General features: G+C 57.8%; 21 protein-coding genes and 4 pseudogenes. 11 read left to right on the forward strand and 14 right to left on the reverse strand.

Features of this window, described 5'->3' with window-relative positions; translation table 11 throughout:
- From BSU04_RS19480 to BSU04_RS46475, 5 genes and pseudogenes are all read left to right on the forward strand, one after another.
- A partial coding sequence (locus tag BSU04_RS19480; protein ID WP_256983062.1) for a hypothetical protein occupies positions 1-263 on the forward strand: 263 nt, incomplete at its 5' end.
- Positions 264-340: 77 nt separating this feature from the next.
- Positions 341-925: pseudogene (locus BSU04_RS19485) on the forward strand (AAA family ATPase); the annotation flags it as partial.
- 78 nt (positions 926-1003) lie between these two features.
- Positions 1004-1855 carry a hypothetical protein gene (locus tag BSU04_RS19490; RefSeq protein WP_089162173.1) on the forward strand — a complete coding sequence of 284 codons (852 nt, stop codon included), beginning with the start codon at positions 1004-1006 and terminating at the stop codon, positions 1853-1855.
- Positions 1856-2358: 503 nt separating this feature from the next.
- Entirely contained in the window at positions 2359-2922 is a 564-nt protein-coding gene (locus tag BSU04_RS19495; RefSeq protein ID WP_089162174.1) for a hypothetical protein, read from the forward strand.
- 118 nt (positions 2923-3040) lie between these two features.
- Complete coding sequence (locus BSU04_RS46475; RefSeq protein ID WP_179258368.1) at positions 3041-3193, forward strand: hypothetical protein; 153 nt, start codon at positions 3041-3043, stop codon at positions 3191-3193.
- A gap of 46 nt (positions 3194-3239) precedes the next feature.
- Here BSU04_RS46475 and BSU04_RS19500 read toward each other — a convergent pair whose 3' ends face one another.
- The 10 genes from BSU04_RS19500 to BSU04_RS19545 form a co-directional block, all read right to left on the reverse strand.
- Positions 3240-5909: a DEAD/DEAH box helicase family protein gene (locus BSU04_RS19500; RefSeq protein ID WP_089162175.1), complete on the reverse strand. Its 2670-nt coding sequence runs from the start codon at positions 5907-5909 to the stop codon at positions 3240-3242.
- Positions 5902-7569, reverse strand: coding sequence for a site-specific DNA-methyltransferase (locus BSU04_RS19505; protein ID WP_256983065.1), 1668 nt, complete (start codon positions 7567-7569; stop codon positions 5902-5904). Before BSU04_RS19505 ends, BSU04_RS19500 begins: the two co-directional genes overlap by 8 nt.
- Before the next feature lie 263 nt (positions 7570-7832).
- Complete coding sequence (locus BSU04_RS19510; RefSeq protein ID WP_089162177.1) at positions 7833-10709, reverse strand: ATP-dependent helicase; 2877 nt, start codon at positions 10707-10709, stop codon at positions 7833-7835.
- Positions 10710-11025: 316 nt separating this feature from the next.
- On the reverse strand, positions 11026-13431 hold the full coding sequence (locus tag BSU04_RS19515; RefSeq protein ID WP_179258369.1) for a S8 family peptidase: 2406 nt from the start codon (positions 13429-13431) through the stop codon (positions 11026-11028).
- Positions 13432-13645: 214 nt separating this feature from the next.
- Positions 13646-14620, reverse strand: a complete 975-nt coding sequence (locus BSU04_RS19520; protein WP_089162179.1) for an AAA family ATPase — start codon at positions 14618-14620, stop codon at positions 13646-13648.
- A gap of 49 nt (positions 14621-14669) precedes the next feature.
- A complete protein-coding gene (locus tag BSU04_RS19525; RefSeq protein WP_089162189.1) occupies positions 14670-14990 on the reverse strand; it encodes a helix-turn-helix domain-containing protein in 321 nt (106 codons plus the stop codon).
- A gap of 569 nt (positions 14991-15559) precedes the next feature.
- Positions 15560-16285 carry an HNH endonuclease gene (locus BSU04_RS19530; protein WP_089162180.1) on the reverse strand — a complete coding sequence of 242 codons (726 nt, stop codon included), beginning with the start codon at positions 16283-16285 and terminating at the stop codon, positions 15560-15562.
- A gap of 573 nt (positions 16286-16858) precedes the next feature.
- Positions 16859-17290 carry a PIN domain-containing protein gene (locus tag BSU04_RS19535; RefSeq protein ID WP_089162181.1) on the reverse strand — a complete coding sequence of 144 codons (432 nt, stop codon included), beginning with the start codon at positions 17288-17290 and terminating at the stop codon, positions 16859-16861.
- Positions 17287-17529, reverse strand: coding sequence for an AbrB/MazE/SpoVT family DNA-binding domain-containing protein (locus tag BSU04_RS19540; protein WP_089162190.1), 243 nt, complete (start codon positions 17527-17529; stop codon positions 17287-17289). Before BSU04_RS19540 ends, BSU04_RS19535 begins: the two co-directional genes overlap by 4 nt.
- Positions 17530-17744: 215 nt before the next feature.
- Positions 17745-18002 carry a hypothetical protein gene (locus BSU04_RS19545; protein WP_089162182.1) on the reverse strand — a complete coding sequence of 86 codons (258 nt, stop codon included), beginning with the start codon at positions 18000-18002 and terminating at the stop codon, positions 17745-17747.
- A gap of 682 nt (positions 18003-18684) precedes the next feature.
- Between BSU04_RS19545 and BSU04_RS19550 the strand changes: the two genes are divergently transcribed.
- Positions 18685-19140, forward strand: coding sequence for an SLATT domain-containing protein (locus BSU04_RS19550; protein WP_256983071.1), 456 nt, complete (start codon positions 18685-18687; stop codon positions 19138-19140).
- Positions 19141-19144: 4 nt separating this feature from the next.
- Here the strand turns inward: BSU04_RS19550 and BSU04_RS19555 are convergent.
- The 4 genes and pseudogenes from BSU04_RS19555 to BSU04_RS19570 all read right to left on the reverse strand — a co-directional run bounded on the left by BSU04_RS19555 (position 19145) and on the right by BSU04_RS19570 (position 22121).
- Positions 19145-20089 (reverse strand): annotated as a pseudogene (locus BSU04_RS19555) (histone deacetylase family protein).
- Between the two features lie 124 nt (positions 20090-20213).
- The gene (locus BSU04_RS19560; RefSeq protein ID WP_089162183.1) at positions 20214-20423 is read right to left on the reverse strand and encodes a hypothetical protein; all 210 of its coding nucleotides are present in this window, start codon (positions 20421-20423) and stop codon (positions 20214-20216) included.
- Between the two features lie 28 nt (positions 20424-20451).
- Positions 20452-20658, reverse strand: a complete 207-nt coding sequence (locus BSU04_RS19565) for a hypothetical protein (RefSeq protein ID WP_144021282.1) — start codon at positions 20656-20658, stop codon at positions 20452-20454.
- An 89-nt stretch (positions 20659-20747) separates the two neighbouring features.
- A complete protein-coding gene (locus BSU04_RS19570; RefSeq protein WP_089162185.1) occupies positions 20748-22121 on the reverse strand; it encodes a sigma-54 dependent transcriptional regulator in 1374 nt (457 codons plus the stop codon).
- A 255-nt stretch (positions 22122-22376) separates the two neighbouring features.
- On the opposite strand from BSU04_RS19570, the gene BSU04_RS19575 reads away from it, so the two are divergent.
- The 5 genes and pseudogenes from BSU04_RS19575 to BSU04_RS19590 all read left to right on the forward strand — a co-directional run.
- Positions 22377-23396: an IS701 family transposase gene (locus BSU04_RS19575; protein WP_089162186.1), complete on the forward strand. Its 1020-nt coding sequence runs from the start codon at positions 22377-22379 to the stop codon at positions 23394-23396.
- A gap of 218 nt (positions 23397-23614) precedes the next feature.
- Positions 23615-23842, forward strand: a complete 228-nt coding sequence (locus tag BSU04_RS19580; RefSeq protein ID WP_089162187.1) for a hypothetical protein — start codon at positions 23615-23617, stop codon at positions 23840-23842.
- A gap of 375 nt (positions 23843-24217) precedes the next feature.
- A pseudogene (locus BSU04_RS45560) lies at positions 24218-24335 on the forward strand (IS110 family transposase); the annotation flags it as partial.
- Positions 24336-24476: 141 nt separating this feature from the next.
- Positions 24477-25103, forward strand: coding sequence for a hypothetical protein (locus tag BSU04_RS19585; protein ID WP_089162188.1), 627 nt, complete (start codon positions 24477-24479; stop codon positions 25101-25103).
- Positions 25104-25360: 257 nt separating this feature from the next.
- Positions 25361-25645: pseudogene (locus tag BSU04_RS19590) on the forward strand (transposase); the annotation flags it as partial.
- Between the last annotated feature and the right edge of the window lie 6 nt (positions 25646-25651).

Raw genomic sequence — 25651 nt, forward strand, 5'->3', positions numbered from 1 at the left:
CTCACCAAAAAACGCAATGCAGCGAAAGCCGCGAAGAAAAAACCATGACGCGACTTAATTTACCGTCCGGGATCACGCAAGGGCTCAACTTCCTGATCCCCGAGAACTGGTCCGCTGATCAGGCGCTCGCCGTCGTAGAACTACTGGATGACCTGCGCGAGCGTATCTGCATGCACTATCAGCTTGAGCTTCTTGAACTGCAACATCAACAACGCGCCAATCCCAAAAACGCTCACCCCAACGACGTAGACGACCCATTTTAAAGTTGCGGAAATAGTCGGTGGCAGGGGGTCTCATCCTTGCCGCCATCTATCCGCGCTTTTACACCGCCGCTAACACCTGGTTGACCGGCGACGCGGCCCAGGCGGCAGCGGCCCTATTCGACTTCGTGAAGTCAAACGAGGCCGACCTCCGGACACATATGCCGGACGGAGAGGACTTTCGCACCTGGGCGCGAAACGTATCGGATTGGCTTTACAGCACTGACCACATTTCGGTGGGTTACGGGCTGCAATACGACGGCGTTGACATTGAACAACTGTCTCCGGGGACACGCGGTATCGTCCTGCTGCTGTTGTACCTCGCGATTGACGCAGACGACGATCGACCGTTGATCATCGACCAACCCGAGGAGAATCTCGATCCACAGTCAATTTTTCAGGAATTGGTCGACCGTTTCCGTGAGGCGAAAAGTCGTCGGCAGATCATCATCGTGACCCACAACGCAAATCTGGTCGTCAACACCGATGCCGACCAGGTTATCGTCGCGACCTGTGGGCCGCACAGACCGTCGCAACTTCCGGTCATTTCCTATGAAAGCGGCGGCCTCGAAAATCATCGAATCCGTAAGCACGTTTGCGACATCCTCGAAGGTGGCGAACGCGCTTTCAAGGAGCGTGCAAGACGATTGCGAGTGGTGCTTTAGAAGCCGACCACGAATCGGTTCAGCGGGGCGTCCAGGGCGTCATCACGCTGCTAATATGGACTACGACAAGAGCGGAAAATGGCGCATCTACAGATAGGTAAGAGCTTGGCTGAGACAGATGTCTTGTGGCGGTACCTCACGCTGGACAAGTTCATCAATCTCGTCGAATCGAGCACTCTCTTCTTTACCCCTTTAGCGTGGTACAAGGAGACGGATCCGTTTGAGGGATACCTGCCAAAAGTCGCGATGGATGCGATCGCAGCTATCCCAGCGAAATACGCACAGCGTCACGAAGAGCGAATCAAGACAATCGAGCAGCTGCATCAAAGACAGCATGCCGTGGAACTCGCGTATCTGCGACAAGAAGTGGCCCGCGTTCGCACGTCGAAAATGAAGGCGCTCCATAGGAACATGGTCAACTGCCTCACCGTCAATTGTTGGTACAGAAGTCAGCATGAGTCAGAGGGGATGTGGGGGTTGTTTTCTAAAGGCGGGGTCGCCATAAAGACCAGTGTTCGCGCTGTGGAAGCCGCACTGGGTGAGAACCAGCAAGATCACCACATCTTCATGGGTGCTGTGAAATACCTTGATTTTTCGTCTAAGGACCTTACCCCACCCGATTGTGTCTCTGAGGATGGACATTTGATGGGAATGATAAAACGTGTCGCGTATGCACATGAGAATGAAGTCCGCATGTACATAACCGATAAGCGCGCGCCTCATGACTTGACTATCCACGTCCCAGCACCCGCAATAGTCCAGCTGGACGTCGACAAACTGATCGAGGGCGTCGTTATCTCTCCTGTTGTGAGCAGATCAATCGAGCAAAGCATACGGGCGGTATGTAGGTGGGGGAACGTTGATCCAAGCAAGCTGTGGAAGTCATCACTCTTGGAAGATTGTGAATATTTGCTGGGCGGGTACGATTGAAGGCTCAGCCGGGACCTCACAAGGACCAGGACGGTCGCTACTATGCCGACTTCGGTCCGACGCTGGGCCGCGTGAAGTGATAATCGGCGCGCGGTGCACAACCACGCAACAGGAAGTCACCACATGGGTCGGAGCAACGAATCACGGCGTGGGAATCCACAAGACTCGGCTTGCGTTTAACGATTTCAAAATCGTGGAGCAGAGGCGCGAGCGCCTGGAAACGTAGACAGGCTATCCAGCAACAGGGCCATCGTCGCGAAAGGCGCGATTCATGTTCGTAGGCGAGATCTCAGAGAGAGGTGAGGGAACGCTGGGCGTGGTCTTATGAACGAATGGCCTTCGTTATGCTTGCTGTATCGAGGGACGGTTCGGTCGCTGGACGTCGCGGTCCAACTGATATGTCGGAGCGGTTAGCAGGCCGATAACGAAATATCCGTGCCGCGGCGGTAGCCCTTATCGCCGTTTGGTACCATGTCGGCCGATCCCTGTCGCGAATGACTGCCATGTCCCATGTACGTTTTCCCCATAAAGTCGTTTTCCCGATATCAGCGGAACTCGTGTGCTTTCACGAAGCGGGCCATGTTGCAGCAGCCGTGCCGTTTGGCGTCATGGCTACGGCAATGTATCTTTGTGACGCGGACAGCCCAGACCTGCGCGGGAAAACCACATTGACGTGGAATGGCGACCAAGGTGAAGCCGTTGCGTGCGGAGGCTTCGCCGCGGAACGCCACCTTTATGATTCAGGTCGCCTTGTTGATTCCGTGGGTCGTCCGATCAAACAGTCCGATTTCGTCAAGTTTGCGGTGGGCGTTCATGCGGCCGACGATAAGACACGGTATTTTGGAGCAGACCATAGTCGTAACGGGTTTTGGCCGGCCGCGATGGACCAAGAGTTCATGACTGCGGCGCAATCACTGACCAAACAAGCAATACGTTTTGATGTGGTCACTGCACTAGCTGAAGCGCTGCTCGCTGAGCGGACGTTGTTGCGAGATCAAATCGCCGATGTTATCCGCGCGATAATCGGCGACGAGACATTCGACCAGATAGGTTGGCGCGACGAGTGACGAAAGATCGTTCAATTTGCGCCGTCTTTTTAGGTCCTCGCTTCACGAAGGCGGGCGCCTCATCCTTTCCCAATAAGGCTTTGCTGGCAGCTGCCGTACGTTTTCGTCCGAATCCTGAATGCACCCCGACCTAGTCGTCGCTAAGATCGAGGCCAACCTCGGCTCAGACATCGTGAAGCATGTGTACGACACGGAGTTTCGGTCCGATGCCAACGCCACGGCCGCGGCGGTGTCCGAAACCGCGAGCGACACCGAGACGGAGGACGCATAGCGGCGACCGGGGCGGTGCTGTCGCCACCCCTAGCGCCTCGCCAACACTAGATCAAGTGGCGAAACTCCCGCGCCTCGGCGAGGGACCCTTTGATCACTTCATAGGTCATGCCGCTGGCCACTGCCACCTGGTGGGCGAAGTCCTTCTTCGCCAAGACGACCGGATCGTCGATCATGTTATCGCCCTTCACCTCCACGATCACGTAGGAATCATCGTCCCGCTGAAAGAGGAAGTCCGGGTAGTAACTACGCACGGTGTGCGATTCCGGGTCGATGTATTGGAAGTAGAATTCCGATTGGCCGTGGGTCAGCATGCCCGTGAAATACAACTTCGTCACACGCTTCTCCCGCAACAGATCCCAGAAAAGGGTCTGCTCCGGCTTCGAGTCGAAGGCGTACGCGTCGAGGTGGAAACTCTTTCCTTGTTCCTCGGCCGTTGCGTCCCCCATGCGTGCAATCTTGTGCTTGTCCGCTGTGACCTCGTAGTAGGCGCGCTCTGGGGGAGGAAGTCTGATCAACTCGACCTCGTGCTCCTCGGTCTCGATGCGCTCATCAAGGTCGTAGAGTTCCGAGAACAAGCGGGGGATCACCACGTCGTATAGAAGTTCGTTGAACGCGTTGACCGCGCGCAGCACAGCGGGCAAGCCTTCGTGCGTTTGTTCAAGAATGCTTTCGATCTCGATCGGGTTCCGGTTCAGGTAGCGGGCCACCTCGGCCACGAGGGTTAGTGCGCTGAACGTGACCTTCTGCCGCTGATCGCTCAGGTCGGTCGTACGTGTGTCCTTGGCGCTGGCCGCGCTGGACGGGTCGAACCCTTCCTGTGTCGTTTCGATGATGTGGTAACCCTTCGTCAGCTCCAACCACGCTTGCTTGTCGTCTTGCGCCAGGCCCAACACCGCCCCCGGCGTCAAGATCTTCTCGCGAATGTCGAAGCTGCGACGCACCCGTTTCAGTTTGATCTTTTCCATCTTCATGACGTGGACCTGCAACGTCACCTTATCCGACGCGATTTGCTGAACCTCGTCCGTGGATATGCGGAAGTTGGCCTGAAGCTCATCGTTCAAGATAGCTAGGTTTTGCTCAGCAAGGTAGACCTGTCCCGTGTGCTGTCCGCCACCGATCGAACGCAAGCAACGCATGGACGCCTGTAGCACGAATATCTTAGATTTCGGTTCGCGGTACAGGCCAACACCGAAAAGCGATCTGCAGTTCCACCCTTCCCGGCCCTTGTTGACCAACAGGATAAACCGCTTCTTCGATTCCGGGGTGTCGAGCCGGTTGAACTCACGGATGTCATCGTTGGTCGTGAGCTTACTGTCGCCCACGTTGACCAGAATCGACGACGTTTCGATGCCGTGCCTGGTCAGCGCTGCTTCCACGGCAGGTCGCAGTTCATCGTTCAGTTCTTCGACCGTCGCGGCGAAGAAGGCAAGCTTCGGCGTCATCCCTTCGGGGCGAAGGCCATCGGTCTGCTCCAAAAAGTCCTTGATCGCAAAATCCACGAACTCGTCGTTCCGGGTGTTGCTGTATCCATGCAACTTCACCTTCTTGAGGTAGCCCTTGTCGATGGCTTCGCGCAAGCCATACGCATATACCACCTCCGGGAGTACGTCACGGCCGACGTACGGCGTACCGGTGTAGTTGTAGCAAGCGACGACGTGGGTGCCGGCGCGTTCAAGGCTTCCGGCCAGCATGTCGATCGTGGTCCGCAGGCTGGTGTCCTCGGGCTTCGCGCCGATGCCCATGTCCTTTGCGAGGTTTTTCCCGAACGCATGGTGCGCCTCGTCAACGTAGATCCCCAACTGCCTTAGGCGGCATAGTTTTTCAAAGCGCTGGTTCAACGTTAGCTCGGCGTCCTCCTCAGGCTGATCGAACGCGTAGAGATCCGCGGCAGCATCGTAAACCGACCCCGAAGGGAAAACCGCCTCTGATGCTGCGAACAGGAGGTCCGCCGCTTTCTTCTCCGTACGGCTACGCTTCAAGATGATCTTTTGCGTGTTTGACACGACGATGTTGAACATCGACCCGTCCAACGTGTTCAGCGAGGTGCCAGCCTCTTCCAGATAGTGGAACTTGAGACGCGTCTCGAACAGGTCCGCATACTCCTGTGGGATGACCGACGACTTGTCGAAGCTCTCGATTTCGCGCAGGGATTGCAGCACCGTCTTATCCGGTGCGAACACCAGCGCGTTGTGGCAATAGCGCTTGTCCTTGGGAAACTTGTTAGCGAGCAAGAACTCGTAAAAAATGCACGTTGCCATGAGGATGGTTTTGCCGGTCCCCATGGTCAACGCGAAAATGTAGTTGGGATAGACGCGGGCGTTCCTGCGCATCAACGAAAAAACGCTCTTGTACTGTTCTTTCGTCATCGCGTCGAAGATGTCGCCTTGTCGAGCGTTGCCGACGATACCACCCTCCCCACGCCCAGCGAAACGGCCCGATTTCTCGAACCACTGCTGGAAGATTTCCTCGACCCGTGCGTTGTCGAGGAACTCTTTGAGGAACACGTAGATTTCAAGCGCCTCGTACTGCGGCTTGCGAAGGAATGCCTTCGGGTTGCGTTCCGGGTTGTTGTAGTCGAGGTATTTCTTGCTTAAGTCTTTATAGTAGGAACGGATGGTGCCGCGGTTCTCGCGAAAAAACTGCCACAGGTAATGGAAAAAGCCAAAGTCGAGGCTGGCCTCCGTCGAGGTACGACGAACGACGGTCTTAGCCATGGATCTCACCCTCCCACGATTCCGACAACAAGTCGGTGATCTTCACGCGAATGGTTCCGGCATCGGCGGGAATGGTGTAGCGCCCGCGCACCATCTCGGTTCGACCTGGGCTGTCTAGCTCGATCGGCTGCAACACTGCTCCGTCGTAATTCCAATCGATCATCACGGTCTCCACCAACTCGCGCCAATCCTCCACGGTTTCCTTGCTCATGGACAGCTTTTGCAGGAGGTTCATGGGGTAGAAGCGCTCGATCACCAGGTCACCGTCAACGATGGCGAGCCGGGCTTCCGCGTCGCGTTTGAACTCCAGGTTGGATTTGTCGCGGAGGATGTCCACGATGCTGATGTCCAACTTGAACGGAACCTCTTTTTGCAAGCACGCCGCGAGGTCCGGCTCGTGCCCCATGCAAACGAGCAACAGCTTTTCGACGGGCTGATTCGGCTTCTCGGCGTGGCGCCGTTCAAAGGCCTTGTAGTCGAACCCGTTCACAAGACCACCTAAGTCGGCCCGCGTGGCGATCCGATTGACCGGCATGATCTTCACCATTCGTCCGTCCTTCTCGCCGTCGTAGATCGAACTGAACTCGAGCTTTTGAATCTCCAACGCGTCGATCAGCAGATCTTTGGCCTGCGCTGGGTTTCTGAAAAGATCGTAGTGGTTGACGTTGTAGACTTCAAACCCGCCGTAGCAGGCATGATCACCAGGAACCTTTCGCTCGCACTCCCTCGCCACCGTGATCAAGCGTTGCGACGCGGTATGAATGGCGCCCAGGTTGATGTCGGCTCCAATGAAACGTCGGCCCAGCTTCATGGCCACCGCTTGCGTTGTTCCAGAGCCCATGAAGCAATCGAGAACAAGATCCCCTGGATTTGAGCCAGTTTTGATGACGCGCTCAAGAAGGATTTCGGGCTTTTGCGTCGGGTATCCGGTCCGCTCCCCATCGACCGCGGCCAACCCAGGGATGTCGTCCCACAGGGTCTGCAGCGGAACGCCCTGGCCCTGATCCAGATAAAGCTTGCGTTGCGGAACATTGCCGGGCTTTGTCTGAACGACCTGCCCTCTGGCAATGAGGTCGGCCATCCGTTCTTTGGAGTACCGCCAGTGCCGGCTGACGCCCATCACATCGTAGTACGGATTGCCCTTTCCATCACCACCTGGCGCCGTCATGCTGATGAGGCGGTACTGGCGATTGGTATCGTCTTCGAAATACTTGTAGAACGCGTCGATGTAGTCCTGCGTGTATGGCTTGTGCTGCACGTTGAACGTGCACGCCGGCCCTTTGCGATAAAGGAAAATAGTGTCGGTATTCTCACCGAAGTTCACGCCACCTTGGCCGCCGTTCGCTTTAACCGTGTTCGCTCTCTTCCAAAGGATCTCGTTGACGAAGTTGTCCTTGCCGAATATTTCGTCGAGAATGCACCGGAGGTAATGGCTCCGGTGGTAGTCGCAGTGAAGGAAGATCGAGCCGTTGTCGCTTAACAGTTCTCGGAGCAGGGTGATGCGCTCGTACATGAACTGAAGGTACTCATCGTTTGCCCAAATGTCGGTGTATTGCTTTTCCTCGAAGGTGAGCCTCGACGCCAACGCAGACTTTCCGCGCATCAGCACTTCCCGCCGATAGTCCGCTTTTGAATCGAACGGTGGATCGATGTAGATCAAGTCGACCTTGCCGCGAAACTGTTTGAGCAAGTGGCTCATCACTTGCAGGTTGTCGCCCCAAAAAATCTTGTTCAACCAACCGTCGACCTCGGACCCATACTGCTCTTTCAACTGCGCCGGGTAATACTGGGTGGAGGTGAACGGACGCTTGCCTCGCCAGTTCAACATCGGGTAGCCCTTGATGGGCTCGAAGACGTAGTCGCCAATGGGGTTGCCCGGGGCGGCTGGTTTGTTCAGGTCAAGGTTGTGCTGATCATTCATGGTCACGTCGTTTTGAAAATCCAGTTTTTAGTATCGCAGTAGGCCCGCATGTCGCAGTTCGAGCAAAGTTTCGCGGGCCGCGCCGGCATGGCGTAGTCCCTCGCCTCAATGCGAGCGACAACGTCGTCAAAGCCGGCGATGGTTTTGTCGATGGTACGGTCGTTCTTCGGGAACGTCACGTACGGGTTCCCGCCCTCTTCGCCCGTATAGTACAAGTGCATGCGGCTGACCGAATGTCCGGTGCGCTTTTCGACCAGGTGGGCGTACACCTCGAGTTGTCGTTGATACTGGCGCAAACGCTCACGGTCCTTCTCCATGTCCGGCTTCTTTTCGGACTTGAAATCGATGATTTCGACCGTCCCGTGCTCACCGCGAATCAGGTCGACGCTGCCCATGAGGATGTACTCGTCCTTCACCAGCGAGATGTCGACCTCCGCCTCCTTGAGGCGGTCCCAATGCCCGTTCTCGCGCTCGTAATAGCGCATGACATGTTTCAGCACCGCCTTCAAGGTCTGCGGAGCCAGATATTGCCGCTCGCGCTTCGACAGGTAAGCGTAGTTGGTGCTCATCCACCGCTCGATCTGCACCGGCTCGATCAAGTGCTCTTCGCCTCGGAGCGCGGCCTTGTGGATGTCCTCGATGGTTTGATGCACCAAGGTACCAAACAGTTGCGCGCCGGCGCGGATGGGGTTGAACTCCAGCTCTTTGAAAAACCGGTACTGCTCGGCGCAGTTCTCGAACAACGTGATGTGCGACGTGAACGAGTATTGTCGCTTGAGGTTGATCTCTTTGACGTTCTCGAACGTCATCGCTTCTGGCTGGAAGGAAGCGTCGCGCCACCGGGGCAGCGCGTTGTAATGCGCATCGAAGTATTTCGAGGGCGAGCGCCCGCGACCTTCCTTCTCCTGCGTTGCCAGGACGAGCAGATTTTGCGCGCGGGAGAACGCGGTGTAGAAAAGGCGCCGGAAGTCGAAAAACTTGGTGTGGCTGAGGGGCTCGAACGGCGGCTTGGAAAAGTAGTCCTGCTGCAGCACCTCGTCCAACGGCGTGTGCTGCTTGCGCGGCACCGCGTCGAGGGATCCGCACACCACCACCGGGAACTCTAGGCCCTTCGACTGGTGGATCGTCAGGAACGAGACGCACCCGCTCGGCGCGTACTCCGCGTCGTCCTCGTACTCGTTGATGCCGCCCTCGTCGAGGAACCGAAAGAACTGGTTGAACAGGTCCCGCAGGTTCTTGTCCAGGAACTCGGTGTTCAACACGCTCACGTAATGCAGGTATTCGAACTTCGCCAGCAGTTTCGAGAGCGTTGCCAGGTTGTGCGCCGCACGTCCCTTGTCCACCCCGTTCAGCGCCGTGTCGTCCAGGAATCGAGCGAAGAGCGGGAATTGAAGAAGTTGGTAAAACAGGCCCGAGAACGAGTAGTCGGTGTTCTGCGCCAGAGTGTGATGGCGCTTGGCAAGCGGGCGGGCCCAACTAAGAAGCCGCGCGTTCTCCGGCTTGCGCAGTTCCTCCGTGAACGGGAAGAAGCACCGTTGATCGTAAAAGTCCCAAATGTCCAGGTGCGCGTCGGCGTTCCACTTCCGTACCTTCTGGAACTGCGGGAACAGAAAGATGAGCGCGCCGATCACCAACCGGACTTCCTCGCGATCGAAAAACATGTTCGAGCGCGGCGAGTACACGGGAATGCCAGCGTTTTCAAGGTACGACGCCAGCGCCGTCACCTTGTCGCTCTTCACCGAACGAAACAGGAAGGCGACCTGGTTCCAGTCTGTGAGCCGCCCGCTGTCACGCAGGCGATGGAGAAACGCTAACACCTCCTCGTGCCAGCTTAGGCCGTCCGCTGCTCCAACGCGAATGACCGCGGGCACCGCTGGAAAGGTTCCCTCCTGCGCCTCCACGACCTTGTCGTAGCGGAACTTGCGTGTTCCATCGGTCCAGATCTGATCCGCCATCCACCCGTTGTAGAAGCTGATGATCCCAGGATGCGATCGGTAATTGGTCGTCAACGTGATGCGTTTGCACACACCTGGCGGGAACTGGTCCGGGAACTCCAGAATGTTGCGGATCGTCGCCCCGCGAAAACGGTACAGGCCCTGGTCGTCGTCGCCGACGACGCAGAGGTTGCAACGCTCGCCCATCAGAAGTTTGAGGATGCGCTCCTGAATCGTGTTCGTGTCCTGGTACTCGTCGACCATGAGATGGGTCAGTTGCGCGCGCAAGGCCGTGAGCACGGTGGACTGGCTTTCGAGCAAGCGCAGGGCTTCCAGCTGGATGCCGGAGAAGTCGAGCGCGTTGTTTTCCGTGAGCAGCTGCTGGTAAAGCTGAAAGCAATGGCCGAGGGCTGTGACCGCGGGATCGGTAGCGCCGAGCAGTGCGTCGATGTCGAGCGCCTCTTCCGCCACCGTGTTCAACCGCTTCAACAGAAGTTCCGACTGGCCCCAGCGGCTTGAATTCTCGACGCCGAGAACAAGGTCGCTGTTCTCCACGGCGCGGAAGCCGGTGAGGTTCTTGTACAGAAAGAACTGCTGGTCGAACTGGTCCATTAGCGTGAAGCTGCGCCGCAGCCGCGTGAACTCCCGGTAGTCTTCCAGCAGCCGCAAGCAGATCGAGTGGAAAGTCCCTAAGTACATCTCGTTCAGGTTGAACGGGATGTCAAGTTCGTTGAGCCGGTTAGAGACGCGGGTGGTCAGTTCTCGAGCGGCCTTATCCGTGAAAGTAACCACGAAGAGGTTCTCGGGCGCTGCGCCGTGGTTCGTGACCAGGTTCACGATACGCTCGACCAGCGTGAACGTTTTGCCCGAACCAGGACCCGCGATGATGAGCACTGGGCCTTCGGTGGCCTGGATGGCTTCGAGTTGGAAGGTGTTTGCTGTCATTGTTGTACCTCGTAGCCCGGTGCAATGAGGGCGCTCTCGACGCCGTACAGCGTGGGTGTGTTGCGCAACCACAAATGGTGTTGGAATGACTTCAGGATTCGGAACTTTGCGCACGCCAGCGGCCTGAAGCGCCTTGTTGCATCAGGTGTGGCACAGCCGATGCATCGTGCAACTTCATGGGGTTTCATCGCCGACTGTAACTTCTTGATTTATCCTATCGTGCTTAAAATTCCGAATCTCGAAGGCCCCCCTACTTGGACAGTGTCACAGACGCCATGCAATTTCTCCTTGGTGGCAGTTCAACAGGCAATTCCCGCTACACGGGCTGGATGCCAATAGCCGGCATTATGCGAGCGCGTATTTCCTGGTAGACAGCGATTCCTGAGCCCACGCCGACCTCCAGCGAGACGCACAGGGCGAACTTCACCTTGCCGGCCAGCTCTCCAGCGTCTGCAGCACAGTTCACCTTGCACACGAACCGGTCGCCATCCACGAACGCCACGGCGTCTTCACCTTCCAGAATCTCGTGCTGTACCGTGCCGCGCATAACTGCCTTTTCGTGGGCGCTATTGAGGCGTTTGATGCGCAACTGGTCCTGCGGCGGTGTTACCCATAGCTTGGCACGGCGATAGCTTTGATGCGCGAAGTTGATCGGAGACATCCAGGCCAGAGTGAGCGTCAACCGCCGCCACGCCCTCGTACCAGCAAGACTGGGTGGCAGCGGTGCAGAGAAGACAAACGCTTCGTCGGCACCCAATTCACCGACACCAAGCAGCGTCGCTCGTTCAGCCGTGCAGGTCACGGCTCGATCCACATCAACCACGCCATACCCGAGCCAACGGGTGACGAAATCTTTCTCGGCTATCCGCCTCGTATTTGCATTCGGAATAAGCTGGAAGTCCGGGCGTTGGGCCAGGAGCCTGTCTGACCATTCGCCCCATTGCGCACCATGTACCAGCAAGGCCTTGAGTAAGACTGCATCGAACTTGGCGGCTGGAGCGTCGGCGACTTGCACACGCAGCGATTCGATCACGTCATACGCGCGCGCCGCAGCGCGGCTGGCCAGCGCCGCAGCGTTGCTGGTACCGCGACTGTAGGCTGTCTCGTTGAGGGTTTGCCCGGGTAGCGGCGGTACGGCTGCACGATGGCCAGGTGCGGCGCTAGCCGTAATCGCATCGAGCACGCTTACCGACGCACCCGCCAACATACGCTCGCGATGGAGCACGCGGCCGCCGGGCATCAAGATGTCAGGTTTGACCGAACGTCGATAGCCGAGACCCACACGGGAGAGCGGGCTAATTCCTCCGATGGCGAACAAGTCGAAACGGCCTGGTACCACGGGAGGCTGCGCGTGATCTGCATGCAGGGCGCCGACAGTCAGCACGTTCATGGCCTCCGCCGGCGCGATGAGTCGGCGGTCCATACTCTCGGCGGTCAGCGTCGTTAAGGCCAAGCCCGCTCGGTCATTCGGCGTCATGCCGGACAATGTGTTGCTAGGGGTCTGCAGTGCGAGTGGGCGCAGGTCATTGCCGGCGCTGACAATGAACAGCAGGGAATACCGAAAAGCGAGCCAATCGAGCAGGCGCGCCCAAGGCGACATCTCGCGCACAAACAGTCGAGTGTCGTCGCCGACGGAAAGGTTGATGATGCGGACCGTCGGTGCCACAGCTTCCTGGCCAGCTTCCCCTTCGCAAATCCGTCTTACCGCGCGATGAATCAGATCGATCAGCAGTTCATCGTCCGGCGTGTGCTCACGACGGCGCGGGTTGAAGGTGTCCAGAGGGTCCGGCCGCAGAATCGGACGGACATACAGTTTCCGATCCAGCGGCGCGGGAGCTCCATCCAACTCACCGTGCAGGATCAGTGATGCCATGGACGTGCCATGCACGCGGTCCTTGGCTTCGTATCCGGCCTCCCAGCCATCTGGATCGTCGACCACAAGGCGGCCTGCCAACAAAGCATGATTGCTGAGTGGCAAGCCATCCAGCAGTGCGATGACCGGAGCCGTCTCTGACCCGGCGGGTATCTCTGCCTGTGTGATGAGTTGAGCCTCGCTCACACCATCGGTGACCGACTGCGCCTTAGGCCGGAAGAACATGATGCGGTCCGATAGCACAAGTTCCGGCGTGTCTCCTGCCAGGATGGTCGCAATAGCTGCCGTAGGCAGCTCAACCAGAAAGCCATGGTAAGCAATTTCGGGGATCAACGCACGGCTGAGAACACGACCATTCAGCCGCTGGACCAGTGCTTCCACCTCGACGCTCGCTGTCTCATTTTTCTGCGGTACGCTGAAGTACCAGGCTTCAATCTCGAACCGTATGGCAGCCATGCCATTGTCGATGCCATCCTGCCAATATCGGCGCATGTCGGCATCGACGCGATCGGCGATGCTCCAATGACGAATGGTGCGCAACTGCTCGAAAACGTGCTTGAATGGTGCCAAGCCTCGCGCGAACGACTCATCGGGATTCTGTTGGAAGCGATTCCACAGCGCCAACAGTTGTGTCAGCGCTTCCTGATTGGTTCCGAGCAGGAAAAGACGCCCGGCGTAAGGCTTATGTTGTTGCTCCCCGCTTTCGGCATAGAAATCTTCATCGGGTTCGACGTGCTCCTCGGCCCATTCGAGCAGCCAATCCAGTCCAGGCACCTTGCTGACGGCATTGGCGAAATTCTGTACCGTGCCTGCAACTTCTAGCACGAGGATCAGCTCGGGGTTCTCCATGGGCGCGGCCTGCTGGAGCCTGAGGCGTTTGGCCTCGAAGGCCTGTTGCAGTACTGCGAGTTGTGGCGCTATACGCGCTCTCTGCCGTCCGATTCCAGGGACGTGAACCGAACCACCACCCCCTCCTAGCGAGTTCCGACCGGCTTCAGTTGGCACGGAGAAAAAAAGAAGAGGATAGTTTTCATTCGCCATTAGTTAGCGTTGCCCATTCTTGTTATTGGTCGATCGTGAATCGCGTCTGCCACTGTTTGAGGCGTTCAACAATGATGCGTTTAAGATTGGCTGCAGGAAGCGCGAGAACGTAGCGGCGCTGTATGTCTTCGCAGAACTGCTCCAGGTCGGAGAAGCTTGACGCCTCGAGCTTCGAGGCCAAGGTCTTCGGCGTTATGCCCAGCGGGGCGTCCAGTCGTTTTTGCAGACGCACGAACCATTCTTCTTTTTGCGCCACGGTGGGCTCCGGTAGCGCGAGGCGCAACTGGAAACGGCGCCACACGGCACGATCCAGCAGTTCAGCGTGGTTCGTGGCGGTCACCACCACTACATGGCTGGGCAGTGCATCGATCTGCAGCAGCAGAGAGCTGACCACGCGCTTGATCTCGCCCGTTTCGTGCGTATCCCCTCGCTCCTTGCCAAGGGTATCGAACTCGTCGAAGAACAGCACACACTGGTGCGTGCGCACGAAGTCAAAGAGCCGCTTCAAGCGGCCGCTAGTTTCGCCAAGGAAGCTGCCGATCACCGCCTCGTAGCGCACTACGAACAACGGCACCATCAGTTCGGCGGCAAGCGCTTCAGCCAACGAAGTCTTGCCGTTACCCGGCGCGCCGGACAACAGTACTCGATGCCGAGGCTCTACTCCGTAAGAGCGCAGCAAGTCCTTCCGATGCTGCTCCTCGACCAGCTCGCGGCATGCAGTGAGCACGGCTTCATTGAGCAATAGCGAATCCAAGGTTCTCCTTGGCTCAACTTCATACAGCAGGCCACCGTGTCCGCCATCGAAAGATCGCACAACCTCGACCGAGCGCGGGCCCGACTTGGCCGATCCCAAGTTCTCGACTAGCTTGTCGGCCAGTTGATGGTGATGCTTGGCGCGCTCTTCAGCCGCCATGGCTTCGACGGTTGTGCGCAGCAGTTGCTGGTCGCCCTGGCTTCCTGCCTTGACTAGGCTTACGAGTAGGTCTGCTCGCGACATATCCTTACCTTGCCCAATATCAGTTTCATGTGTGTACCTACGGCTCCGTCTAAGCTGCGACAGTGATCGACGCGCGACTGGTCTTCCTTGCAGGCCTGACGACAATCTCAACATGCTGACCGAGCGATACCAGCGCCTGCATCAGGCGTTCGAGCGAAATGTTCTGCAGCTTATAACGACGAACGAGCGATATCTTCGGTTGCGTCATCCCAGTAATTTCGGCGACTTTCATCTGGCTGAGGCCGCGTTGTTCAATCAACGCGTTCAACTTGACAGCAAGGATGGTCTTGGCCGACAGATCCCCCGTATCGTTAAAGCCGAGGGTAGTTAGCACATTGTCTGTGCCGCCGTGCGTCTCTCTGCGTTGCATCGTCATCTCCCGCCCAGTCGTACCCCGCCGTCAACGACATTTTGCGCTCCCGAATTTCGGGAGGGGCGCTAGCGGCATTTGTCCGGATTATATCCGTTCATGTATAAAAAACAACCGACAACGTTGGCAGCACCTGCGGTCTTACGTCACAAGGGGACTGGTAAGGGAACACGGCTTTGCAAAACCACACGCTCTTGTCTGGCCTACGCCCACGCCCGCTCCAGCGAGTTGTTCGCCTGTTGGTCGATAGTCGTGGCCCGGTCGTTTTCCGTGCAATAAGTGACGGTTCGCGGGCCTTGGGTTGATGGGGGTTTCGCTGGGGTGCGATGCACCAATAGCCAAAGAATCAAGTACTTCCGGTTCGGTTCCGAGTCGGCCGGAAAGCCGCGCCATTGTGTACTGGATGCAAACTCGTCCCGCGCAACAGAATCCCAACAAACGTGCGGCTTGGCGGAGGGTGGGAGAGCGAACAGAAATCGTCCGTTATTCAATCGCTTACGCGCCCAGCCCCGCGCCAGCGCTCGATCTCCCGCCGTCATTTATTGCACGGGAAACAAAGCGACCCCATCTCAGGCTCCCTGCACGGGGTTCAGCCCGCGCGGCGATGGATTCGAAAGCGCGAACACGGCATCCGCCTGGATAGTCGGCTGTCCGGCGGCGCCGCTCATCACGAGCCCCCCATAGATCGCAAACCGCCAGATCGTGCGTGATGGTGCGTTCGGATCCTGCGCCGCGCGATAGGCAAAGGTGCCGCCACCGAGGCTTTCGTCGAGGCGCGCGCCCCAGCGTTGATTTGCAAAAAGCGTTTCGAACGTCGCCGCCCCGCCTGGGGAGAAGAACTCCGCACGTACCTGACTAGGCGGCGCAAGGTCGGCCTGCCAGTGATACCACGCGAGTCCGATCATCATGAATTCGCACAGGTGCGTGACGAGGCGGCTGTCGAGCGGCAGGATCCGCTGTTCAACCCACGGCTGACCGTAGGCGCCGAGCCAGCGCGTGTCCCATCCGGCCAGCAGGTCGCGATGCAACCGCGCATTTTTCTGCAGGCGGCCGGGGACCATTTCGTCCAGCGTGTGGGCGGCCGCCGCATGACGCGCGCCAAACGGCAACACGGTCAGCAGGTGGTGCTCGAGGCGGGATTTCTCGTTGTTGCAGCGAGCGCAGGCGGGCACCTGCGGCAGGTCAGCACGTTCGGAGGGCAGGAAGAAGCCGCGTGCAACGACGTGATCGCCCGTATCGGAGACACCGGGGCGACCGCAGTAGACACAGCGTTTGCCGCGATAGCGTTTGCTCATGAGCCCTCCCGGCCTCTGCCGTGAACGATGCGGCAATTCTGCATGACTGGTGCGGGCTCCCCACAAGGATGCAGCGACGCCTTGGCTGGCTTGAGGGGCCGGTTTTGCCCCCGAAAGCATACCGGAAGAAGCGGCCGAGCCGATGCAGCGCCCGCTGGGCGGTGCGCCCTCGCCTGTCCTCCGTTTCGCAGTGAAAAAACCATCCTTTTCCCGGTCGTGAAAAAATCGCCACATCTGATAACTGGAGTTATCAGCATTGCGTTTGAGGCCCAGAAGTTGAGGCATCCACACGCGACCGGTAATATATGTATACGCATACATACCTGTTAATAAAAATTATGTACGCGGGTAGAGTGCAGATAATCTCAATTTTTCGGTCGTGGCGGCTAGGTTCATGCGTCGATATAAACGGGCCGAATCGCTTCACCGGCTCGCGCAAGGAATTCTGCGAGCTGGACAGCGGCGCGTGGATATGGACGGTCGACCGTTTCCTGGCGCAGAAGTCGCCGCGCCGGATGGAAAAAGCGTCGACTGTACAAACCGTGCGACGCCCGACGACTAATTAGACGGCGGTCAACTGGGTGATCGGAACGGATTGACCACCGTCAGCCGGTCGAAGATGACCTGGCCGTGTTGCATATCTTCGCTGTAGAGTACTTCGCAATCTTCAAGCAACGCGAAGGCGATGATGCACGAATCGTAGAACCTGAATCCGTAGTGTTCGGCGATACGGCGTGCCTCCTTGTGGACTTCAAGCGTCAGGGGCACGATCTCGCAGAACTCCTCCACGTCACCCAGGAGAACGTTGATCTCCGACCACGAGAGCCCCATTTTCCGGCTCATAACGAGCGTAACCTCGTTCATCACCTGCGTGCTGATGACGGGCATCGGAGCCCCCTGCACCACCAGCGCCTCGGCCCGGTGAGCCTTTGCGGCGTCGCCGGAGAACAGGTAGGCAATCACATTGCTATCGACGGCAAATCGCGCCGGTGCTTCAACCGTCATTCAGCGTTTCCCCTTTCGCTAAGCGATTCCCGATCGAACTTGAAGTCGGCAGGCAGTCGTCCGCGGTACTTGCGCAGGCGCTCAATCCGCTCAGCGACTGTCGGCCTTTTGCTGACCGAGAACGCGCCGGATTGTTCGACATATATCTCAATGTCGTCGCCCTCCTTCAAACCGAGTGCATCGACGACGCTCGCGGGAAGCCGGACTGCAAGGCTGTTGCCCCATTTAGCGACTTGCATCATTATCTCCAGTAGATACACATAAATCATATTGTATATCCAATTCAATGCTTTTCAAGTCCGAGGGCGGTTTTGATGATTGCCTCGCGGGCCGAATATCCGTGCACGTCGCTCCCAAGCGCAGGCTCATGCTTTAGCGAGCCCCCACGGCATACCAACCGCCCAAGGGGTCTTTTTGGTCTCATGGTACAAGAGGCGCCTCACCTGATCGGCGCCTATCTACCTTCGCTGCCCGTCCCGCCAGACTGTCGCTTCGCTTCAGCAACCCGTTCTTTGAGCGCCTCGATCCCGGCATTTGTGAACGCGGTTACCGTGGCCAACTGCTCAGCGGGGACGTCCAGATCGTCGATGATCCCGAGACACCCGTCCTCTGGCTCCAAGTTCATACTCGCCAGTTCCTCCAGCCAATCCTCCGGCTCTCCGAGCATCTTGGCGACACAGGAGATCGTATAGACAAAACTCGGTGCTGCCATCGTATTAGAACCCTCCCTGGATTCATGGGCACCCAGCCCTGTTCTCCCGTTTTCCCCCAGTCCCCGACATCCACGTGGGCCCCAGTTGCTGTAGCGTGCCGCAGGCGGCAGGTGGAAGTGCTTTTGCTGATTCACAAGGACGAACCGACTGCGGGCATGCTCATGTCCCGTTCCTCATTTCATCGCCGCCTCGATCAGCAGGGGTTGCGAGGCACTCGCACCAATGGCCGCCTAGGATTTGGCATCCATTCCACAGTCTTCGGCGCCCCGGTAGGCGCATCCGATCAAGAATTTACAGTATCGCGCCCATCACCGGCGATCGGACGACATGTGCTGGCACATACCGCGCGAAGCCGCAGCTCCTGACGTTTGCATCGCGGATGCATGGTTCACACGCCGATCTCCCGACGGATTCGTAGAATGGGAAACGGTAATCGGTGAAGTAAGGTACGTTTGGAGAAATATGAAAAATAATCAGTCATCCTACGCATACTATATGAAAAAGGGACACTGTTAATTATGAGAAATCGAAAATAAATTCGGCGTAGCGCAGGCTCACACGCGCCCCTACGGCATCACCGATAGTGCCCCGTACCCGGCGAATAAGAAAGGAAGCCAACCCATGACAACCCTCGGCGACTACGAACCGGCCATCGATACCGGTTCTGTCGTTATGAAGTAGATCCGTCGTGCGCGCGAGTCGCAGATGAGTCGCTACGCCATGGCCAACCCCTTCGGCAGGCGCAACCGCGGACGTGGCGTTTCAGTGATCGCAATGACGTCGCTAATCGGAACCACCGCGTTCCTGTCGATGATCGCCACCGGCGTATCCCCTTTAGTGAGGATCGTGATTGGTCTGGTCAGCGTCCTGGCATCGGTGATGGCGTCGCTCCATACCTTCCTGCGTTACGCCGAGCGCACCGAGCAGCATCGCGCGGCCGGCGCACGATACGGCGCCATCAGACGCAGGCTCGAGGCCATCTACGCACGGACGCCGGACACGCGCGCGGCACAGGACTTTGTTGAGATTCGCGAGGAACTCGACCGCCTCGCGCAGGAAGTCCCGAACGTGCCGACAGCCGTCTTCATCAAGACTCAGCGGGACTTGTCAGCAAACGAACGCATCGGCTCGGAATGAACGGTCAGTCGGCCGCAATACCCATCAAAGCACGCACATGCACGGTCGTTCCCGTAGCCAACGCTTCAAGGCTATAACCGCCTTCCAGGATCGAGACGATGCGCCCTTCGCACGCAGTATCGGCGATACGCACGAGCTCCGTGGTGATCCACTCAAAATCGCTGTCTTCGAGGTTCAGGCCCGCAAGCGGATCGAGCCGATGCGCATCAAAACCTGCTGAAATGATGATGAGTTGAGGATCGAAGTTGCGTATCGCCGGCAACATGCCGGATTCGATGCGCGCCCGAAAAAGCTCAGAATTGCAGCCGCGCGGCAACGGTAAGTTGACGATGTTGTGATCCACGCCGGTCTCAGACGCAGCGCCCGTGCCTGGAAACAACGGCGACTGGTGACTCGACGCATAGAACAATTCCGGACGGTTGAAGAACGCGGCTTGCGTGCCGTTGCCATGATGGACGTCGAAATCGACAACTGCGACGCGCTCAAGCTGAAATGTTTCCAGCGCATAAGCCGCGGCAATCGCGGCCTGGTTGAAAATGCAGAAGCCCATCGCTTTCGATGGTTCCGCATGATGGCCGCACGGCCGCGTCGCGCAAAATGCGTTGCGGGCGTCCCCGGTCATCACGGCATCGACGCCCGCGCAAGCCGCGCCGACGCAACGCATCACACCTTCCCACGATCCCGGTGACATCACCGTATCGCCGCCATCGAGCGGCACGTAGCCGTGGTTGGGCGCCATCTCGGCGATCTCATCGACGAACGCCGGATCGTGGATCAACTGAACTTGTTCGATCGTACCGAGCGGCGCGTCGCGCCATTCAAGCGATGCGAACTCAGGCGATCACAATTCGTTCAACACGGTTTTCAAACGCTCTGGCGACTCAGGATGATGCGGACCCGGACGATGTTCAAGGCAGGCGGGATGGGAAAGAATAATCGTGTTGTTCATTGCAACTGGACGCCTTTAGGATCGCAGCAACTGAAACAAACAAGCTTACGGCCGTCCGAGCCAACACGATAATCAGACATTGTTTAACGGATCATAGGTCATTGCTTATGCATGACCTGAAGCGTCAATCCTTCGCTATTTCGACAGGTTTTGTTTCGGGCGCGTCGCTTGGTCCGCTTGCCGCAAACGGCATTGACGCCGGAGCCGAAGGCGAACCGCCCGCATCCGCTAATTTCGGTCCACCGCCACGATAACTCGCGACCCAGACGACCGCAGCGACCGCCAGGCCAATCAGTATGGGCACGATCACCACGCCGCGGGTCTTTTGTCTCATCGCTTTCTCCAGCGGATTGATGCGAATCCTATGCGCCAAAATAGTTGATTACCAGCCGCCGGGCGCCCCACTGCGACTCCGAAACCCTGATTTCGTCGATACGTCTTGCACGAACATCGCTCAATAGCCGGTCCATCCCCTCAACCGAATCACAACGATACGTGTGCGTCGTGACGTGGACCCCACCGCCCGCCCCCCTCACGAGGTCGCTGCGAATCTGAACGAGTTGAGACATGACCGATTGAACGCCGGTCACGAAAATATACGGTTCATCCATGTGATCGAGTGCGGTTTTTCCTGCCGTTTGTTCTTGTCGATAGTGCGTCACGCCGCAGGCCGGGAATCCTGCGCCGGCACGGTGCTAACGTCCGCGCGCAACCCGTGTGCTGTTAGCAAGCGATACAGTGTGACCCGTGAAATGCCCAGTTCTTGCGCGGCATCGCCAAGACGCCCGCGATGACGCAACAACGCAAGTTCGATCGCCTGCCGTTCTGCCGACTCGCGTGCCTGCGCAAGCGACACCGGCGCGATTTCCACATAATCGGCGAGTTCGAGGTCGCTCGCGCTAATCTGCTGCCCTTCCGACATCACGATCGCGCGACGAATCCGGTTGATCAGCTCGCGCACGTTGCCGGGCCAGCCGTAGTTATGGATCGCAGCGATGGCATCGGGCGCAAAACCGCGCAATTTCCGGCTCGCTTCCTTCTTGAAGCGCTCGAGCATGTGCTTCGCGAGCAATTCGATGTCCTTGCCGCGTGCTCGCAGCGGCGGCTCATCGAGTTGGAGCACACATAAACGGTGATACAGGTCGGCGCGGAAGCGCCCTTCGATCATCGCCGTTTGCATATCGACGTGCGTGGCCGAAATGATGCGCACGTCCACGGGCGTTGAGCCGTGTCCGCCGAGCCGTTCGACTTTGCGCTCTTGCAGGAAACGCAGCAGGCTCGCCTGACTTTCAAGCGGCAGGTCACCGATTTCATCGAGGAAAAGCGTGCCGCCGTTGGCCGCTTCCACGCGGCCAATCTTGCGTTGGTTCGCGCCGGTAAATGCGCCGCGCTCGTAACCGAACAATTCCGATTGCAAAAGATGGGAGGGAATGGCGCCGCAATTTATCGCCACAAATGGCTGGTCTCGCCGCGTCGAACGTTCGTGAATGGCGACCGCGGTCAGTTCCTTGCCCGTGCCGGATTCGCCCGAAACGAAAACGGGCGCGTCGGTCATTGCGACCTTGCGGATCGAGCGGAACAACGCAATCATTGCGTCGCAAGATCCGACCATCTCGCCTTCGGGATGGCCGTCGCGCACATCATTCAATGTATTTACCTGCAACGCCACCATGCCGAACGCATGGCCGACGGCATCGACCACACGATCATCCGGTGTAGGCAGCGTGATGTAATCAAAGCAATAGTCGCGGATCAGGCCGCGGACGGTCGGGTCTTCGATGTTTTGGCGATGGCCCAGCGCGACCCAACCCGTTAACGAGCTCGCCAGAAGTTCGTGAAGGTACCGAAGATCCGCTGGAAACTCGAGCGACGAGAAGTCAAGAATTCCCGCTGACGGCTGCCTGGGCCCTGCCTTCGGCACGGTGCCGGGTTCGAGCACATCGACTTTCCACGACCTTTCTTTCAGACGCGCCCGCAAAAGCGGATGCAGCGTCCATCCCACGTAGTAAAGCGATCTCTTTTCCCCGTGCATGGTTTTCTCTCATTGTTTTATTTGTATGACGTAGTATGCACGCTGAGAGGCGGTCCGAATATCCGGGGCAAACGTTAAACAGATTTTGATTGTTTAGATCAATTTAGAAACTTGATATAAACAGTTGAGGCATGTATTGCCGTTGTTGTCGAATATAGGTAGGACTTACGCAAAAAGCCACGCCTGAGCGCGGAAACGAATTGTTACGAAGGGACGTAAACCCAAAGCGAGGCCAAGGTTCGTAATGTCGAGGGCATGACGAAACGCCCGACCCGCCTGGATTACTGCCAATACCTGCTGGTGAGTCCGATCAACCACACGCTGACGAACTTCGCCGACCATGTTGAAGATATGAGCCACGATGCCATCAACCGGTTTTTGCGTAACGAGAAGATGACGCCGCGTCTCGTATGGGACAACGTGCGTGAACAGATCGCGGCTCATGAGGACGGTTGCATCGTGTTCGACGACACGATCATCGATAAGGATTTCTCGCACAAAATCGAGTTGGTCCGACGTCAATACAGCGGCAACGCTCACGGTCTGATCAAGGGCATCGGCATGGTGAACTGCGTGTACGTGAATCCGCTGACGCAGGAGCATTGGATCATCGACTATCGCCTCTATGATCCGGACGGCGACGGCAAAACCAAGCTGGATCACGTGCGCGACATGCTGACCAACCTGGTTCATCATAAACGCCTGCCGTTCCGGCGTGTCCTGATGGATACTTGGTATGCCACGCGCGATCTGATGCTGTTCATTGAGTCGCTGGAGAAGATCTACTATTGCCCGCTGCGAGCCAATCGGCAGGTGGACGACTCCGTTGCGAAATCGCCGTATCGGCGCGTCGATTCGCTGCAGTGGGATGCGGACTCTCTCGCGCACGGCAAAACCATCAAGATCAAAGGCTTTCCCAAACATCACAAAGTGAAGCTGTTCCGGGTTGAGGTGTCGACACACCGCACGGACTGGGTCGTCACCAACGAGCTCACTCAGGATTCTTCTCAGGCCACACAAGACGCGTGCGGCCTGCGCTGGAAGATCGAGCAGTTTCATCGCGAGGCCAAACAACTGACCGGGATCGAGCGCTGCCAATGCCGCAAAGCGCGCATTCAGCGCAATCACATCGCCTGCGCCGTACTGGTGTGGATTCGTCTCGCTGAGATCGCCAGGCAATCCTGCCGTACCCTCTATCAGGTCAAATACCAGATGCTCGATGACTTCCTCCGTCAGCAACTTAAAAATCCGACCGTTCGAATGAAATTTGCGTAAGTCCTAATAGGGTGTAGACGGGAAAAATGTGCGGAATGGCGGGGGCCGTTAAAGTTAGCCCGCTTGGTTATCAAAGCGACGCTGAACACCGCACCGACAGGCCCTGACCAGCGCTACATAATTGGGATAAGGCGTGCAGACACATGCATTTTCAGCACGCCGCATGCCTATGTTTTCAAACACGGTAGCGAGAAACGTCTAACGTGTCCGGAGCAGGGATGAACGGGAAACAGCGTTGCGTCGCCTACGAGGATTTGATGGTGATTGCGTTAGCTTTGCAGGGACGGGCCAGCACGCTTGCTTACCCGATTCTCTGCAGTGAACTAGATGCGCTCTTTCGGCTCGTGCGGCCGCTCGCCGATGCTGATGACGCGCTGCGCAATTGCGAAGCATTGCAATATCGCTGCACGCGCTCCGCCGCCCCGACCAAGCGCTCGATCACCTAGCGACGGTACTTTGGCGCTACGGAGGAGCAACACCGGCGGCTCGCTGCGAGAGGAAATAACCGAAGCGACAGCGGTCATTTGACTCCGGGTTCTGGTCGTCACCTCCTGGCCGAACTCGGTCCCGCGACGACCAACTCACGTCGCTCCTGTCATTGCCTGCCCGTCGATCGGGACCAACGCCGTGGATTGCGCTCCCTGCCTCTGCATAAACGGCTTCACATTGCGAAGTACTGCGGCGCTGCGCCGGCGTGACGAATTTCAGGCCGCTGTGTTTGTGCTCAAGGTTAATGGAATGGACGCCCCCAACCAGCACGGCATCGTTGTGTCAGAGTGGAGATCCACCTTGAGTACTCGAACCGAACAGGAGCGTCCATCATGCAGATTACGACAGTCGGCATCGACTTAGCCAAAAAACGGGTTTCAGGTTCACGGCGTCAAAGAACACGGCAAAACAGTCTTGAAGCAAATCCGGCGTGACCAGATGGCGACCTTTAGCGCGCGCTCAGCGCCTTCTCACAACCCCATAACCAGGAGCTAAAAGCAGCTTAAATCTCATGCGTCAAGGCGACAACTTGCTTGAAAACTTCCGCACGCCGGAGACTTCGCTGCCCGGGCTCATTGCCGACCTTGGTTAGTGCTGCAGCACATAATTACTGTCGGCAGGAAACTTCACGAGTGGCTTGAATTCCATGAGCCCGACGGCGCGCAGCACCTGTTGGCGCGGGAACTGTGGGATGCCGATGCCACGTGCGATGCACTGCGCGAGGCTCTACGCCTTCTGCTCAAGCCACGCTTCGGCGAACTGCTTGGCGTGCGCAATAGCTTCCTTGGCCGTGGCGAAAGTCGGCAACGCGTCAAATGTGGCACCGACGCGCTCGCCGCTGCGAGGGTTCGCGCGACTCGCCCGCGTCCGGGTGCTGTCCCCGTCAATGTTGCCAGTCCAAACGGGGCTGTAAGTGAGAACAAAGCGGTCACCGCCCCACGACAAGATCCCGTGCGCGACTCCTCTGCCGAATTGGCTATTCACTCTCTGGCAGAAAACCACGGCTCGGTGATTGGAATGCGAGAGGAACCCGCACGGGCGGTAGCACCACCGGCCTCAGCGTCGCGCCCCTACATCTCCGCAACACCCTTCGATAACCTGCAAGGGATTGAGCCGATTGCGGAGGCGCTCATTAAAACGCTGGCAGGAAAGGCGCGCACAGGCCGCTTGGACGAGTTGAAGGCTCTGAAACTTCTACAGCAGGCAGTCTTGCTGTAAGAGTGTCCGTCCGCAGACAGTCGATGAAGAGCCACGTGATTCACACTCGATATGTGGTATTCATCGCCCTGCCCTCGCGGACCGCTTGCCGTTAAAACGTGAATTACGCGAGGATGGTCGGTGCGCTTTCGGAACCGCTCGTGATCGGCCTGCGTCGGATCAAAGCCCGCAACGTTCAGCAAAAGCTTGTCACGTTAAAGTGGCCCCCGCTTTTGAGACAACGGTTTAAGCTGTGGTCTGAAAGTGGATGAAGGCGAATGGTGGAAAGCAAAAAGAGGAAGATTCACGGCGCAGAGTTCAAGGCGAAGGTGGGCTTGGAAGCGGTGCGCGGCGTGAAGACGATCAACGAGATAGCGCAGCTGTATGACGTGCATCCAGTGATGGTTGGGCAATGGAAGAAGGAAATTCTCGCTAACGCCGGCGCGTTGTTTGAGAACAAGCGCGGTCCAAAACCGGAGGCGGCACGAGACGGCGAAGATCGTTTGTATGGCGAGATCGGGCGGCTAAAGATGGAGCTGGACTGGCTTAAAAAAAAGTCCGGCTTGTAA

The organism is Caballeronia sordidicola (assembly GCF_002220365.1).
GTDB lineage: Bacteria > Pseudomonadota > Gammaproteobacteria > Burkholderiales > Burkholderiaceae > Caballeronia > Caballeronia sordidicola_C.

Bases quoted from the DNA above. Each gene is read 5' to 3' on its own strand.
- BSU04_RS19560 (WP_089162183.1), bottom strand. From the start codon at position 20,423: ATGAGACAAAAGACCCGCGGCGTGGTGATCGTGCCCATACTGATTGGC.
- BSU04_RS19535 (WP_089162181.1), bottom strand. From the start codon at position 17,290: ATGACGGTTGAAGCACCGGCGCGATTTGCCGTCGATAGCAATGTGATT.
- BSU04_RS19570 (WP_089162185.1), bottom strand. From the start codon at position 22,121: ATGCACGGGGAAAAGAGATCGCTTTACTACGTGGGATGGACGCTGCAT.
- BSU04_RS19545 (WP_089162182.1), bottom strand. From the start codon at position 18,002: ATGGCAGCACCGAGTTTTGTCTATACGATCTCCTGTGTCGCCAAGATG.
- BSU04_RS19510 (WP_089162177.1), bottom strand. From the start codon at position 10,709: ATGACAGCAAACACCTTCCAACTCGAAGCCATCCAGGCCACCGAAGGC.
- BSU04_RS46475 (WP_179258368.1), top strand. From the start codon at position 3,041: ATGCACCCCGACCTAGTCGTCGCTAAGATCGAGGCCAACCTCGGCTCA.
- BSU04_RS19565 (WP_144021282.1), bottom strand. From the start codon at position 20,658: ATGTCTCAACTCGTTCAGATTCGCAGCGACCTCGTGAGGGGGGCGGGC.
- BSU04_RS19580 (WP_089162187.1), top strand. From the start codon at position 23,615: ATGAACGGGAAACAGCGTTGCGTCGCCTACGAGGATTTGATGGTGATT.
- BSU04_RS19490 (WP_089162173.1), top strand. From the start codon at position 1,004: ATGGCGCATCTACAGATAGGTAAGAGCTTGGCTGAGACAGATGTCTTG.
- BSU04_RS19525 (WP_089162189.1), bottom strand. From the start codon at position 14,990: ATGCAACGCAGAGAGACGCACGGCGGCACAGACAATGTGCTAACTACC.
- BSU04_RS19520 (WP_089162179.1), bottom strand. From the start codon at position 14,620: ATGTCGCGAGCAGACCTACTCGTAAGCCTAGTCAAGGCAGGAAGCCAG.
- BSU04_RS19515 (WP_179258369.1), bottom strand. From the start codon at position 13,431: ATGGAGAACCCCGAGCTGATCCTCGTGCTAGAAGTTGCAGGCACGGTA.
- BSU04_RS19495 (WP_089162174.1), top strand. From the start codon at position 2,359: ATGTCCCATGTACGTTTTCCCCATAAAGTCGTTTTCCCGATATCAGCG.
- BSU04_RS19500 (WP_089162175.1), bottom strand. From the start codon at position 5,909: ATGGCTAAGACCGTCGTTCGTCGTACCTCGACGGAGGCCAGCCTCGAC.
- BSU04_RS19540 (WP_089162190.1), bottom strand. From the start codon at position 17,529: ATGCAAGTCGCTAAATGGGGCAACAGCCTTGCAGTCCGGCTTCCCGCG.
- BSU04_RS19575 (WP_089162186.1), top strand. From the start codon at position 22,377: ATGACGAAACGCCCGACCCGCCTGGATTACTGCCAATACCTGCTGGTG.
- BSU04_RS19530 (WP_089162180.1), bottom strand. From the start codon at position 16,285: ATGAGCAAACGCTATCGCGGCAAACGCTGTGTCTACTGCGGTCGCCCC.